The following is a 13,550-nucleotide window of genomic DNA, read 5'->3' on the forward strand; positions in this document are numbered from 1 at the left end:
AAAAGGTCCGAAAGGAAGCATTCTGGGGCTGAATAGAAGTAGAACCATAGTGGAATGTAAATATATATGAAAAAGTTAATTACATTGATTTTAACGAAAATAGAAGTAGAACCATAGTGGAATGTAAATATATATTCGTAGCCAAAGGAGTTACGAGCGTATTAAAATAGAAGTAGAACCATAGTGGAATGTAAATTTTACTTCAATCTCGTTATTCAATGGACTTACTGCAATAGAAGTAGAACCATAGTGGAATGTAAATGCTATTCCATCGACAATAATTGCCTTATCGTATGATTATAGAAGTAGAACCATAGTGGAATGTAAATCAATATGCTCATGGATATGTGTATAGCAGTAAAAGAATAGAAGTAGAACCATAGTGGAATGTAAATTAGAAACGGCATTGCACTAGTAACAAGACAGCTTGTAATAGAAGTAGAACCATAGTGGAATGTAAATTGCCACGCTGATACACTGTTCAAAGCTCCTGTTTTATAGAAGTAGAACCATAGTGGAATGTAAATATGGGAGCCAAAAACGCAGCCATTATGAGTGATAACATAGAAGTAGAACCATAGTGGAATGTAAATGGTAATATAGCTATTGATTGCAATATTAACCTCATCATAGAAGTAGAACCATAGTGGAATGTAAATGACTGACGAGTCGCGTGAAACCTTCAAGGTGCAGGGATAGAAGTAGAACCATAGTGGAATGTAAATATAGGGGTAAGAGATGCGCCTCGGCATCGTCAGGCCTAATAGAAGTAGAACCATAGTGGAATGTAAATAAAATAGAACAACTGCAAAAAATTGCAAATGCTTTATAGAAGTAGAACCATAGTGGAATGTAAATTTGAGTGAATATGCCTCCTTTTGTGCTATCCTTAACATAGAAGTAGAACCATAGTGGAATGTAAATTGTGATGATGCAAAACAAGGACACTAATTATGTCCATAGAAGTAGAACCATAGTGGAATGTAAATTCACAAGCGTATTGTTTTCAGTTTCCTTCTGCGTCTTATAGAAGTAGAACCATAGTGGAATGTAAATTTTACCAACGCCGTTGCGTATGTGCATCCGTATGCTTATAGAAGTAGAACCATAGTGGAATGTAAATACAGAAAGCGGACCGCGCCTTAAATGTGTTAGTTGCATAGAAGTAGAACTATAGTGGAATGTAAATGAAATATATGCATTATTAGCATCTCTAACGTAAATTGATAGAAGTAGAACCATAGTGGAATGTAAATGATCCATGTAGCAGCTATACTTAATTCTGACATAAATAGAAGTAGAACCATAGTGGAATGCAAACAAAAAATCATCTGAAATGTTTATTATAAATGATGAAATAAAAGTAAAACCATAATGGAATGTACCTTATCAAAAAAATACTGTATATGACAAAATAAAGATAATAAAATAACACCCTAATGAAATATAATTCATAAAACAGAAAAGCTAAGCATGTGAAAAAATGTAATATTAGCCGAATTCCCTTTGACTTAGCGTCTTAGCATCCCCCCATCCCCACAAATTTTCCCACTCCCACCTTGACAAAACCCAAATAAAGCAATATACTTATAAAAATAGTTTGATAATCAAAGTAAATTGAAATTACTACCTACATAAACATATAAACGCATAAACCGAAAGGAGCAACACCAAACATGGCAGCAAGAATCATAGGAACCGGGAGGGCACTCCCCGAACATGTCGTGACAAATGATTTTCTATCAACCATTGTTGATACCAATGATGAGTGGATTCGTGAAAGAACAGGTATCAGAGAGCGAAGAATTGCAAGAGAAGAGACGACAAGTTCATTAGCTGCAAATGCCGCGAAAAATGCCCTTGAAAATGCAGGGATTACAAATCTGGAAGTAGATTTAATCATAGTAGCAACCTTCACACCGGATAACTATATGCCAAGTACAGCGTGCATGGTGCAACAGGAGATTGGAGCTGTAAATGCGGTATGCTTCGATATAAACGCGGCATGTACCGGATTTTTGTATGCATTAAGCAGTGCCTATGCCTATATTCAGTCGGGTATGTGTAAACATGCATTGGTTATCGGAGCGGAAACCATATCAAAGGTAATTGACTGGACCGATAGAGGAACCTGTATCCTGTTTGGAGATGGTGCAGGAGCAGTTGTACTTGAAGAAGATAAAACAGGAAAAATGACTTTTGTGCAAGGTTCGGACGGCAGCAGAGGCGAGGTATTAACCTGCAAAGGCAGAAACGCAAACAATCTGTTTACAGCGAAAGAGGAAGAGGAAACGGCCATCTATATGGAAGGGCAGGAAGTATTCAAATTTGCAGTGAAGAAGGTGCCTGAGTGTATCGAGCAGCTGATGGAGCAGACAAATAGCGATTATACTGATATTAAATATTTTTGTCTCCATCAGGCAAACAAAAGAATTATAAGCTCCGTGGCAAAACGCCTAAAGCAGCCGGAGGATAAATTCCCAGTAAATTTAGATAAGTATGGAAATACATCGGCGGCAAGCATACCAATCCTTTTGGATGAGCTTTATCGCAGCGGGCAGATTGAAAAAGGAGATAAAATAATTGTTTCCGGCTTCGGCGGCGGTCTCACATGGGGTGCCGCGTTGATTGAGTAAAAGAGAGCATGACTTTTAGGAAATAGCATAAATAATTGTAACTGTTCAGGGCCAATCTCGAAAACACGTAGTGTTTTCGAGATGTGACGTATCCGCCAAATAAATTTGATAAAGAGTATGCTTAGGAATGCGAGCATTCTACGCATATCTTCATCAAATTTGCTTGGCTCTGAACAGTTACAAATAATTTATAGAAAGCTGTAAATGATAAAGTGAAATACGCATAAATAATTCCAAATATGGAACAATATATACCAATTATAAGATAGGAAGGGTATATAGTGCGATGAACGAAAAAATAAGCAGCGAGCTTCAACTAAATATAAACAAGCTAAATCAGACACTGTTTGTGGATAAAAACTATGATTTAAAATACCGCACCTTGTATGTGGGGGGGAAAGACGTCTGCATCTATTTTATTGACGGATTTCTGGATGACCACACAATGGAAAAACTGATGGAAATTTTTATCAGAATTAGAAAAGAAGATATGCCGGAGGAGGCGCATGAGTTTTCCAAACGCTATATACCTTACGGTTCTGTAAATTTAACGGATGATTATGAGCAAATCACTACCTCAATTCTGTCAGGAATTTCTGCTTTGTTTATTGATGGCTATGCAAGGGCTTTTTTGCTGGACTGCAGAAACTATCCGATGCGAGGGGTAGAGGAACCGGAAAAGGACAGGGTGCTAAGGGGCTCAAGAGATGGCTTCGTTGAGACGGTAGCAATGAATACGGCGTTGATTAGACGTAGAATACGATCGCCTGAATTGGTCATGGAAATGCTTATGGTTGGGGAAAGCTCTAAGACTACGGTGGTAATTGCCTATTTGGACAGCAGAGTGGACCATGAGTTTTTGGATGAGCTTCGAAAAAGAATTGAGGATATTGAGGTAGATTCACTTACGATGAACAGTCAGAGTTTAGCGGAGTGTCTGTATCAGTATAGCTGGTATAATCCATTTCCAAAATACAAATTTTCGGAGCGACCGGATACGGCAGCAGCTTGTATTTTAGAAGGAAATATTGTGATTTTGGTAGACAATTCGCCATCCGCGATGATTACGCCGTCTTCTGTGTTTGACATTATTGAGGAAGCGGATGATTACTATTTTCCGCCCGTTACGGGAAGTTATTTGAGATTAACCAAGTTTCTTGTCAATTTTGTCAGCCTAGCCTTGACTCCGGTTTGGCTTTTACTCATGCAAAATTCAGTTTTGGTGCCGGACTGGCTGCATTTTATTATGATACAGGAAACGGTTAATGTTCCGCTGATTTTCCAGTTTTTTATTTTGGAAATTGCCATTGACGGACTTCACCTTGCAGCAGTCAACACGCCGACTATGCTAAGCACGCCTTTGAGCATTATGGCGGCATTAGTTATGGGAGATTTGAGTGTATCCTCCGGCTGGTTTAATTCAGAGGTTATGCTTTATATGGCATTTGTGGCGATTGCAAACTACTCTCAGCCAAACTTTGAGCTTGCGTATGCATTTAAGTTTATGCGAATGATTACATTGGTACTGACGGCGGTGTTCAATGTGTGGGGCTTTATTATCGGATGGATTATCACGATATTGGCGATTGTGTTTAACAAGACGATTGCCGGAAAAAGCTATCTCTATCCTCTTTTTCCATTTAATCCGAGACAATTCCTCAAACGCTTTATACGAGTGAGACTTCCTCATAATGATAAAGGTGTTCGATAAGGATTCGTGAAAAATAGTAGAAATATATAGAAAAATATGATATAGTCTTATTAGAAAACCGACAGCTCCTTCAGTTGTCGGTTCATATGTTTCATCGTTTCCTTTAATAAAAAAGCGACGGAGAACGACATCATGTTAGGAGGATGGTTTATGCGTAATTTTGTGATAACAACCGATACAACATCAGATTTACCAAAAGACTATATGAAAGAGCATAATATAACGGTATTACCTTTGTCTTATATTTTGGAAGGAATTACCTACACGCAGGACAATGGATTGGAGTTTAAGGAATTTTATAATAAAATGAAAAACGGATCAATGCCGACGACCTCGCAGGTTAATCCGACTCAGGCAAAGGAAGTGTTTCAAAAGTTTTATGATGAGGGATATGATGTACTTCATATCGCATTTTCCTCAGCACTCAGCGGAAGCTATAACAGTGCGAGAATTGCGGCGGAGGAGATGCTGGAGGAGCATCCGGACTGTAAAATTGAAGTAATTGATTCGCTCTGTGCCTCGATGGGAGAGGGGCTTTTGATACATAAAGCTGTCTTGATGAAGGATGCAGGAAAATCCATCGATGAAATCGTGCAATGGATAGAGGAAAATAAATTACATGTGTGCCATAATTTTACACCACTTGATTTATTCCATCTGTATCGCGGCGGACGTGTTTCAAAGACGGCGGCAGTACTCGGAACCATGATTAATGTAAAGCCGATTCTTCATGTAGATAATGAAGGCCGTCTGGTTGCACTTAGCAAGGTGAGAGGAAGAAAGAAGTCTTTGATTACGCTGGTTGACAATATGGAACAGCAGATTGGCAGTTATATTGAGGAAAACAGGCGTGACGGTGTGTTCATCGGTCACGGCGATGTTCCCGAGGATGCCCAGTTTGTGGCAGATTTAATAAAAGAAAGATTTGGAATAGAAGCTTTTGTGATTGATTATGTAGGACCTGTAATCGGCGCCCACACAGGGCCGGGTATTCTGGCATTGTTTTTCATGGGAGAGACAAGATAACAAAGTAGAAGGAATTTCCTATAAGATAAAAACGGCAGTCATTCAAGCAATTTTTTGCAAGAATGACTGCCGTTTTTTGTATCAGTATCATAGGAAGTTCCTTTGAATTTTCTATGTATATTAGCGAATAAAAAGATTAAGAACAGCGAAAATACCCGCTGAAATAATAATCGTAACCGGAATAGTAGTAAACCATGCATAAACCATTCTCTGAGCGGTACTCCATTTAACACCTTTAATACGAGAGGCTGCACCGACACCCATAATGGAAGAAGAGATAACATGGGTTGTACTTACCGGAAGACCAAAGTGTGTTGCGACCTGAATAACCAAAGCGGAAGAGAGGTCGGCAGCAACAGCGTTTACCGGCTTTAATTTCATAATCTGAGTACCTACCGTTTTGATGATACGCCATCCGCCGATTGAGGTTCCGAGTGCCATTGCAAGTGCACAAGCAAACTGTACCCAGTGAGGAATTGTCATATCATTTTGGAAACCATGGGTTACCAAAGCCATTGTAATAATACCCATTGATTTCTGCGCATCATTTGTACCGTGTGAAAACGCCTGCAAGGCAGCGGTAACAATTTGGAACCTGCGGAAACCAAAGTTTGCTTTTCCTAAGTTTGCTCCTTTAAATAACTTTTTAAATAATGTAAACATTAAAAAACCGGCTGAGAGAGCAATGATTGGAGAAACAAGAAGTGATGCAACGATTTTTCCAAGACCGCCAAATTCGATTGCGGAAGCACCTGCATCGGCTAAAGCAGCACCTGCGAGAGAACCAATCAATGCATGGGAAGAACTGCTTGGGATACCAAAATACCAGGTAAACAGGTTCCACATAATTGCGGTAATCAGCGCGGCAATCATAACGGTAGTACCGTTTGCAATCAGCTCTAAGTCAACCACTTCTTTAGCGATTGTTTCTGCAACGCCGGTAGAAATAATTGCACCTAGAAAATTCATAATAGCAGCCATGATAATAGCATTTTTTAATGCCATCGCCTTTGTTGAAACTGCTGTTGCTATCGCATTGGCGGTATCATGAAAACCATTGATAAAGTCAAAGGTTAATGCGAGGAGAACAATTAATATAATAGCAACCATGTTATCCTCCTATATGTTTTTCATAACGATTGTATCCAGAGATTTCGCAACTAACTGACAGGCATCTACTGAACTTTCAAGCATTTCATAAATATCCTTGTATTGAATGATTTTAATCGGATCACTATACTTTTTGAATAATTTACGGATAGCCTTACGCTCTGTCGTATCACAGATTTCCTCGTAAGATTTTACATTTACAGTATGTTCTTTGATGTTTTTGAACTGCTTAGATACCAGAAGGTCAATTGCGTGATATAGCTCCTCGGTACAGGAACCGATATATTTTCTGAATTCCTCCATGTATTCGTCAGCCTCTGTCAGACCATACATGTAGAAGTAAACAACAACCTCTTCCAGCTCATCGACAATATCATCCATTTTTTCAGCAAGTAACAAGATATCCTCATGCTCAATCTGCGTGATAAAAGCATGATTTAATTCAACAATTGTCTCGTGAACAAGGGTGTCACCCTTTTTCTCAAAGTCCTTAATTTTTTCAGCAAAAACTTTTAAATCAGTTAGTGAACGAAATTCGTATTTACTAAATGTAGCGCCGCACTCTTTCATGTTCTGTGCAATCTCAAGTAGTAATGTTAAAAGTTTATCTGGTTTGCGTTTCATTTTTTCCTCCAGTTTCATCGTATCCGGAGCTATGTAACAATAGCGTGCGGACGTATTTGTTGTTCTTTTTATATGTGTTTTTTAGACAATTAGGCAAAAGACACCCGATTAATTTTATCATAAAATAAAAATTAATTCAATCGTAGTTATGTAAAATTTATGTTATGTTTTTGTAAGAAAAATTTGGAAAAAATCTGAAAAATTACAAGAAAATATGAGCTCAATTTCTTATCACCTCAAAAAAGAGTGCCCCCAAGACGGAACACTCTTTTGATAAAGCAAACTATTTCTTACACGTATCAAAGGCTGGGTTAAAGGCATAGAAGTTTTTAGAGTCAAGATGCTCCTGAACAATCCGAAGACCTTCGCCGAAACGTTGAAAGTGAACGATTTCTCTTTCACGTAAGAAACGAATCGGGTCACAGACTTCCGGGTCATGTATCAGCCTTAAAATGTTATCATAGGTGCTTCTGGCTTTTTGCTCGGCTGCCATATCCTCCACCAAATCGGTAATCGGATCTCCTTTTGACTGGAAATAGGTAACCGTGAAAGGATTTCCGCCGGCAGACTGCGGGTAAAGGCCGAGAGTATGATCGACATAATATTTGTCAAAACCGCTCGCTTTAATTTCGTCAATGGTTAAGTCCTTTGTAAGCTGATAAACAATTGCACAAATCATTTCCATATGTGCCATTTCCTCTGTTCCAATATCTGTAAGCAATCCGCTTACATTGTTATAAGGCATTGTGTACCGCTGGGAGAGATATCGCTGGGAGGCAGCTAATTCTCCGTCAGGACCGCCAAATTGGGTAATGATAATCTGTGCCAGCTTTGCGTTTGTCTTTGTGATGTTTACGGGGTACTGCAATCGTTTCTCATAATTCCACATTTATTAATAACCTCCTTCCCAAGGCATTGGATTGCAAGCCCACTCCCATTTTTGCGACGGAAGAACACTGTCGATGGTCAAAGGGCCAAAGCACTGGGAATGTTTTTCAAGTAAACTCTGCCTAACCGGAATTAGTTCGTTGATGTATTTTAGCGCAGTTTCATCCATTGGGTGGGTATCCAAATATAGGGTAGCCTCCACAATTCCAAAGCTCACCATACTTATTTTGTGCATTAAGCTTCTTCTATCTACATTTGTCATATTGTTCATCTTAGCAACACCTACTTCCTAAGAAAGGTTTGTTCAACTCTGGGAAAATAGTGCCAACTTCCAGTCCCTTTTCTAAATCATATATTTTATCCCAGTGCTGCCAAGGAACGTAGCACATGCCTACTGCAAGATTCTCCAAACAATCACGCGTGGGCATAACGGTGGAGGGGCTCATTTTTTGTCTGTATCCGCAGCCACAGGACGGGTTTGCGGTTCTAGGGTTTAGACATGACTGTCTATTATTGTTATCCAAAATAAAACTCCTTATTTGTTTATTTAGTCTTATTTTATGTGGTGATTAAAAAATGGTTAATAAAAGATGAGAGAAATGAAGAAATAAAATTGACTATCGCAAAAAAAATGATAGAATATAGGAAGAGAGAAAAATCCTATAAAGCTGTGAGAATATAATATGTTATTTATTGTAAAAAACACATGGAAAATAATAAAAGCTAATTTTATAGAATTATTCGTGTTTTTATTGTGCTATCATGCCGCTTCTATTCTAATCATTTATAATTTTTACTCCTCAAGCATCGATTTTGCTTTAAAAAAAGCCGGATACAGCTATATCACCGTAGAAAATATAATAGATTTTATTGGAAAGCCCATTTCAATTGTTTTAATTGTTGCAAATGCTCTGATTATCTTGTTAATGATTGGATTTGAAATCATTTGTCTCTTAGAAAATTATAGGGCGGTAAACCATAACGTCAAGTTAAAAGCGTATCATATATTTTTGGTTGGCATTTTCAAGACAGGGAAAATATTAAAAGAGGGAAGTATTCTAAATTTTATTCCCGCTCTATTTGTATTGCCTTTTATTTGCCTTCACTTTATTGTGCAGGAGGTTGCAAATGTAAAAATACTGAATTATTTGGCACAGTATATTTATGAGAGCTTCCGTTACAAAGAGGTGCTGTATCTGATTCTTTTTGCTATTCTTGCCGTAAGCTTGCTTTCTGCTTTTATCATGCCATTTGTGGTACTTGGGGAGAAGGATGCAAAATATGCTTTTACTAACAGCTTCAAAATAGTGAGAAAGAAGGCGAAAAAGTCCTTCCTCTATCTGATTGAATGGAATGTTTTTTTGTCAGCGGTTGTTCTGGTGATATATGCGCTTGCCATTGTGGCAGCGGCACTCCTTGTATCCGTTTTTTATAAAGATGATGTGGCACTTGCCAACTTACTTATTATCTGTGACTGGATTAAGCTCGTCACGGGAATTTTGAGTAATATCTTGGGAATAGCGGGAAATATGGCATTTATCTACAGCATTTATTCTCTGTACCGCTTTGACGCCTTTCACGATGAGAATAAGGAGCTTTATGATTACACGGCACTGTCAAGCGGTACGTTAAAGCGTGTGACGCTGGTGATAAGCGTGGTCATTGTGTGTGTGGAGGGCTTTTACAGCTACAAAATGGTCGAGAAAAGTACGACGATTGCGCAGGAGGTTCTCGTGACAACGCAGATTACCGCCCACAGAGGAGGTGCCGCGTATGCGCCGGAAAACACAATGGCAGCCTTGATGGCAGCGATTGAAGTGAAATCGGACTACGCGGAAATCGATGTGCAGGAGACGAAGGACGGAGTGGTTGTTCTTCTTCACGATTCGAGCTTGAAGCGGACAACCGGCTATAATCGGTATATTTGGGATGTAACGTTTGACGAGGTGGAAATGCTGGATGCGGGCAGCAAGTTCGGTCGGAAGTTTTCCGGTGAAAAAGTTCCGGCGTTGGAGGAAGTAATCCAGTACTGCAAAGGAAAAATAAATCTCAATATTGAAATAAAGAGCAATGGGCACAATGACAATATTGTAAGCAATGTTCTGAAGGTGATTGAGGAGAATGAGGCAAATGATTACTGTGTCATAACTTCGATGGACTATTCCCTGCTCAGCGAGGTCAAGGAGATAAACCCGGATATCAGAACGGGCTATATTTTAAAGATGGCATTCGGTAATTTTGAAAATAAAATCAATGCGGACTTTTTAAGCATTAAACATACCTACGCTTCCAAGAAGGTAATTGCGGCGGCACATGATGCAGGTAAAGAAGTTCATGTGTGGACCGTAAACTCCAGAAGCGATATTGAGCGAATGAAGCTTCTGGATGTGGATAACATTATAACGGACAGACCTGTTACCGTAAGAGAGGTTTATGCAAGCGAGGAAAACGGGGCGGGCTTTATTGAACTGTTAAAAATTATAACGAGATAGAACTTCTCAGATGGAGGATACGAAGTGATAAATTTATTGAAACCATTTTCGTTTCTGCCGGCGCTGCTTATGATGTACATGATTTATTCGTTTTCGGCGGATAGCGGAACCGTGTCGTCAGGGCTTAGCTATAAGGTAAGTGAGCAGATTGTGGTAACTGCTGACAAGGTACTTGATTTAAACCTTGGCAGTGAAGAAATCAGCTACTATAAAGAAAGAATCAATTATCCCGTCAGAAAAGCGGCACATATGACGGAGTATGCATGTCTTGCCGTGGCGATTGCTTTTCCGCTCTATGTATATGGGGTGAGAGGAATCGGGCTTATGATACTGACAGGGACACTTTGTGTATCCTACGCCATGCTGGATGAGTATCATCAATCCTTTGTGGCAGGAAGAGTCGCGTCTCCAAAGGACGTAGCGATTGACTCCATCGGTGTCATATGTGGTGTTATTATTGTACGAGTCGTCGGCTGGACGGGCAGGATGACGATATTTAGACCAAGGAAACGAGTTGTGAAGAGGAGAAAGTAAAATGACAAATGATATGACAACAGGCAATCCAAGGAGCCTGATTTTTAGATTTGCAATTCCGTTGCTGATCGGTAACATATTTCAGCAATTTTATAATATTGTAGATGCCATGATAGTAGGACGATTTATCGGTGTGGATGCACTCGCCGCTGTTGGCTCTACGGGCTCACTGATGTTTCTTGTTTTGGGTGTTGTGATGGGTATGACAAGCGGTTTTGCGGTGCTTATTGCACAGAGCTTTGGCGCCAGAGATGAAAAAAGAGTGCGCCATTTTACCGTTATGTCGGGCTACCTTTGCATCATCATGGCAATTTTCTTGACAATTGTGACATTGATTGGGATTGATCCGATGCTGCGCCTGATGAATACGCCGGAAAATATTTTTGCGGATACAAGTAAATTTATTAGGATAATTTTTGCCGGCATCAGTGTAACAACGCTTTATAATATGCTTGCTGCTATTTTGAGAGCACTCGGAGACAGCAAGACACCGCTGCTGTTTTTGGCGATTGCGTCTGTGGTAAATGTGGTATTAGACCTTTTCTTTATCATTGTATGCAAGATGGGAGTGGAAGGAGCAGGCTATGCAACTGTTATTGCGCAAGCCGTGTCCGCGGTGCTCTGTCTCGTTTATATCTCGAAGAAATATCCGATACTGCGGATTAAAAAAGAAGATTTGGCGTTTTCAGGCAAAAGTGCTGTTAATCTAATGATAATCGGAATTCCGATGGCGCTCCAATTTTCCATAACGGCGATTGGAACAATTATCATACAAGCGGCATTAAACGGTTTAGGTATTGTCTATATTGCGGCATTTACGGCAGCTTCCAAGGCACAGCAGGTTGTGACCCAGCCGTTTATGTCACTCGGTGCCACAATGGCAACCTACGTCGGACAAAATACGGGAGCCGGAAAGATTGACCGTATTAAAAAAGGTGTGAATGAGTGTATTAAAATGTCACTGGGTTACAGTGTGATAGCGGCGGCGTTCTTAATATTCTTCGGACATTACGCGGTAGCAATGTTTGTGTCTGGCAGTGAGATTGAGGTAATTAAGACAGCACAGCTCTATTTTAATATTACAGTAGGATTTTTCCCGGCACTCGGGTTAATCTTTATCTACCGAAATACGCTTCAAGGCTTGGGAGACGGCTTGTTCCCTATGATGGGCGGTATTTTTGAACTGATAGCAAGGGCGATTGTTGCCTTTACACTGGCAAAGATTTTGGGATATGTGGGCGTTTGCTTTGCAGATCCGGCGGCATGGATAGGTGCGTTGATACCAATTATTCCGGTTTACTACATACGAATGAAGAAGATGACAGAGCGAAAAGTTAAGGATAATGTAATGCTAAGTTAATCAGAATGTAAAATGTATCGGCTATGATAATAGGTAACATATGTCAATTTATGCAAAAACATGTGAAATAAACAAAAAAGAGGAAAAACATGAAAAAGAAAAAATACTTGGTTTTATTATTAATGGCGGCACTGGCGACAGGCTGTGCCGATAAGAATACAAAGGTAGAGGAGACTGTTGCGGCAGTGGAGAGCAATGCGGATGCAGTTCAAAACGATGAAGCAGCAGATACCGTAAATACCGAGCAGGAAGATACGGACGCCGAAGTGACAGGAACACAAGAGGACGCAGACACCGAGGCAGCAGGTACGGAAAATACCGAGGCAGAAAATTCTGACACAACGAGCGGTCAGGAGACAAAGGAAGTAGAGCAGATTTCTCTGGACGGACTCGATACCGAGACAAAGGGCTGGGGACCGGGCGGAGATGTGAATGAAAATAACGTACCGGTTGGTTCTACGATGTATCAGGACAAGTACGGACATTTGAGTGCTGATTTTATCCGGACAGATTCTGAAAATATTTTCTTAACCTTTGATGAGGGCTACGAATATCCGGAAGCAAACTCTCCAACGGGAAATACGGCACAAATTTTAGATACCTTGAAGGAAAAGAATGTAAAGGCAGTATTTTTTGTGACACTTCCTTATGCAAAGACAAATCCTGACTTGGTGAAGCGTATGATTAATGAGGGACATATTGTCGGCAATCACAGTGTAACTCATCCGTCCAACGGACTTCCTTCTCTGGCAACAGTTGAGGACCAGCAAAATGAGCTGACAGGGGTACATGACTATGTACTTGAAAATTATGACTATACAATGAATTTATTCCGCTATCCGACAGGAGCATTCAGCGAGCAGTCACTTGCCATTGTGCATAATTTAGGATACACCTCTGTATTCTGGAGCTTTGCCTACAAGGACTGGCTGACGGACGCTCAGCCGGATAAGACAGAAGCACTCTCAACGATGAAAGAAAAACTTCATCCGGGTGCAATCTATCTTCTTCACGCGGTTTCCACCACGAATGTATCGGTGCTGGGAGATTTTATTGACGCGGCTAGAGCACAGGGATATGAATTTGAGCCTTATGAATAGTTAGAAAAAATAGGATTGCTGATTGGAAAAATTAAGTGTATAATAGCCGTTAGGGTATAAGAGCCCGGT

12 protein-coding genes and 1 CRISPR repeat array are annotated in these 13,550 nt (G+C 40.0%); of the genes, 7 read left to right on the forward strand and 5 right to left on the reverse strand.

Annotated elements, in window-relative coordinates:
- The first annotated feature begins 32 nt into the window (after positions 1–32).
- Positions 33–1,387: a CRISPR direct-repeat array (repeat unit 30 nt; unit sequence ATAGAAGTAGAACCATAGTGGAATGTAAAT).
- A 289-nt stretch (positions 1,388–1,676) separates the two neighbouring features.
- From CTY48_RS05510 to CTY48_RS05520, 3 genes are all read left to right on the forward strand, one after another.
- Positions 1,677–2,636, forward strand: a complete 960-nt coding sequence (locus CTY48_RS05510) for a beta-ketoacyl-ACP synthase III (RefSeq protein WP_099467530.1) — start codon at positions 1,677–1,679, stop codon at positions 2,634–2,636.
- A gap of 286 nt (positions 2,637–2,922) precedes the next feature.
- Positions 2,923–4,347 (forward strand): spore germination protein, encoded by a 1,425-nt coding sequence (locus CTY48_RS05515; RefSeq protein ID WP_099467531.1) that lies wholly within the window; start codon positions 2,923–2,925, stop codon positions 4,345–4,347.
- A 150-nt stretch (positions 4,348–4,497) separates the two neighbouring features.
- Positions 4,498–5,373, forward strand: a complete 876-nt coding sequence (locus tag CTY48_RS05520; protein ID WP_099467532.1) for a DegV family protein — start codon at positions 4,498–4,500, stop codon at positions 5,371–5,373.
- A 120-nt stretch (positions 5,374–5,493) separates the two neighbouring features.
- Here the strand turns inward: CTY48_RS05520 and CTY48_RS05525 are convergent, their stop codons facing one another.
- The 5 genes from CTY48_RS05525 to CTY48_RS05545 all read right to left on the reverse strand — a co-directional run bounded on the left by CTY48_RS05525 (position 5,494) and on the right by CTY48_RS05545 (position 8,441).
- The gene (locus CTY48_RS05525; protein WP_099467533.1) at positions 5,494–6,483 is read right to left on the reverse strand and encodes an inorganic phosphate transporter; all 990 of its coding nucleotides are present in this window, start codon (positions 6,481–6,483) and stop codon (positions 5,494–5,496) included.
- Positions 6,484–6,492: 9 nt separating this feature from the next.
- The gene (locus CTY48_RS05530; protein ID WP_180272649.1) at positions 6,493–7,107 is read right to left on the reverse strand and encodes a DUF47 domain-containing protein; all 615 of its coding nucleotides are present in this window, start codon (positions 7,105–7,107) and stop codon (positions 6,493–6,495) included.
- A gap of 283 nt (positions 7,108–7,390) precedes the next feature.
- On the reverse strand, positions 7,391–7,996 hold the full coding sequence (locus tag CTY48_RS05535; protein ID WP_099467535.1) for a manganese catalase family protein: 606 nt from the start codon (positions 7,994–7,996) through the stop codon (positions 7,391–7,393).
- Positions 7,997–7,999: 3 nt separating this feature from the next.
- Entirely contained in the window at positions 8,000–8,266 is a 267-nt protein-coding gene (locus CTY48_RS05540) for a spore coat protein CotJB (protein WP_236354769.1), read from the reverse strand.
- 1 nt (position 8,267) lies between these two features.
- On the reverse strand, positions 8,268–8,441 hold the full coding sequence (locus CTY48_RS05545; protein ID WP_328587817.1) for a spore coat associated protein CotJA: 174 nt from the start codon (positions 8,439–8,441) through the stop codon (positions 8,268–8,270).
- 237 nt (positions 8,442–8,678) lie between these two features.
- Here CTY48_RS05545 and CTY48_RS05550 point away from each other — a divergent pair, with 237 nt between their 5' ends.
- From CTY48_RS05550 to CTY48_RS05565, 4 genes are all read left to right on the forward strand, one after another.
- Positions 8,679–10,487, forward strand: a complete 1,809-nt coding sequence (locus CTY48_RS05550) for a glycerophosphodiester phosphodiesterase (RefSeq protein ID WP_099467536.1) — start codon at positions 8,679–8,681, stop codon at positions 10,485–10,487.
- Positions 10,488–10,511: 24 nt separating this feature from the next.
- The gene (locus CTY48_RS05555; RefSeq protein ID WP_236354773.1) at positions 10,512–11,021 is read left to right on the forward strand and encodes a VanZ family protein; all 510 of its coding nucleotides are present in this window, start codon (positions 10,512–10,514) and stop codon (positions 11,019–11,021) included.
- A 1-nt stretch (position 11,022) separates the two neighbouring features.
- A complete protein-coding gene (locus CTY48_RS05560; protein ID WP_099467537.1) occupies positions 11,023–12,381 on the forward strand; it encodes an MATE family efflux transporter in 1,359 nt (452 codons plus the stop codon).
- An 89-nt stretch (positions 12,382–12,470) separates the two neighbouring features.
- Entirely contained in the window at positions 12,471–13,481 is a 1,011-nt protein-coding gene (locus CTY48_RS05565; RefSeq protein ID WP_099467538.1) for a polysaccharide deacetylase family protein, read from the forward strand.
- Positions 13,482–13,550: the final 69 nt, after the last annotated feature.

Origin of the sequence: Konateibacter massiliensis (genome assembly GCF_900184995.1) — a bacterium.
GTDB classification, from domain to species: Bacteria; Bacillota; Clostridia; order Lachnospirales; family Lachnospiraceae; genus Lachnotalea; species Lachnotalea massiliensis.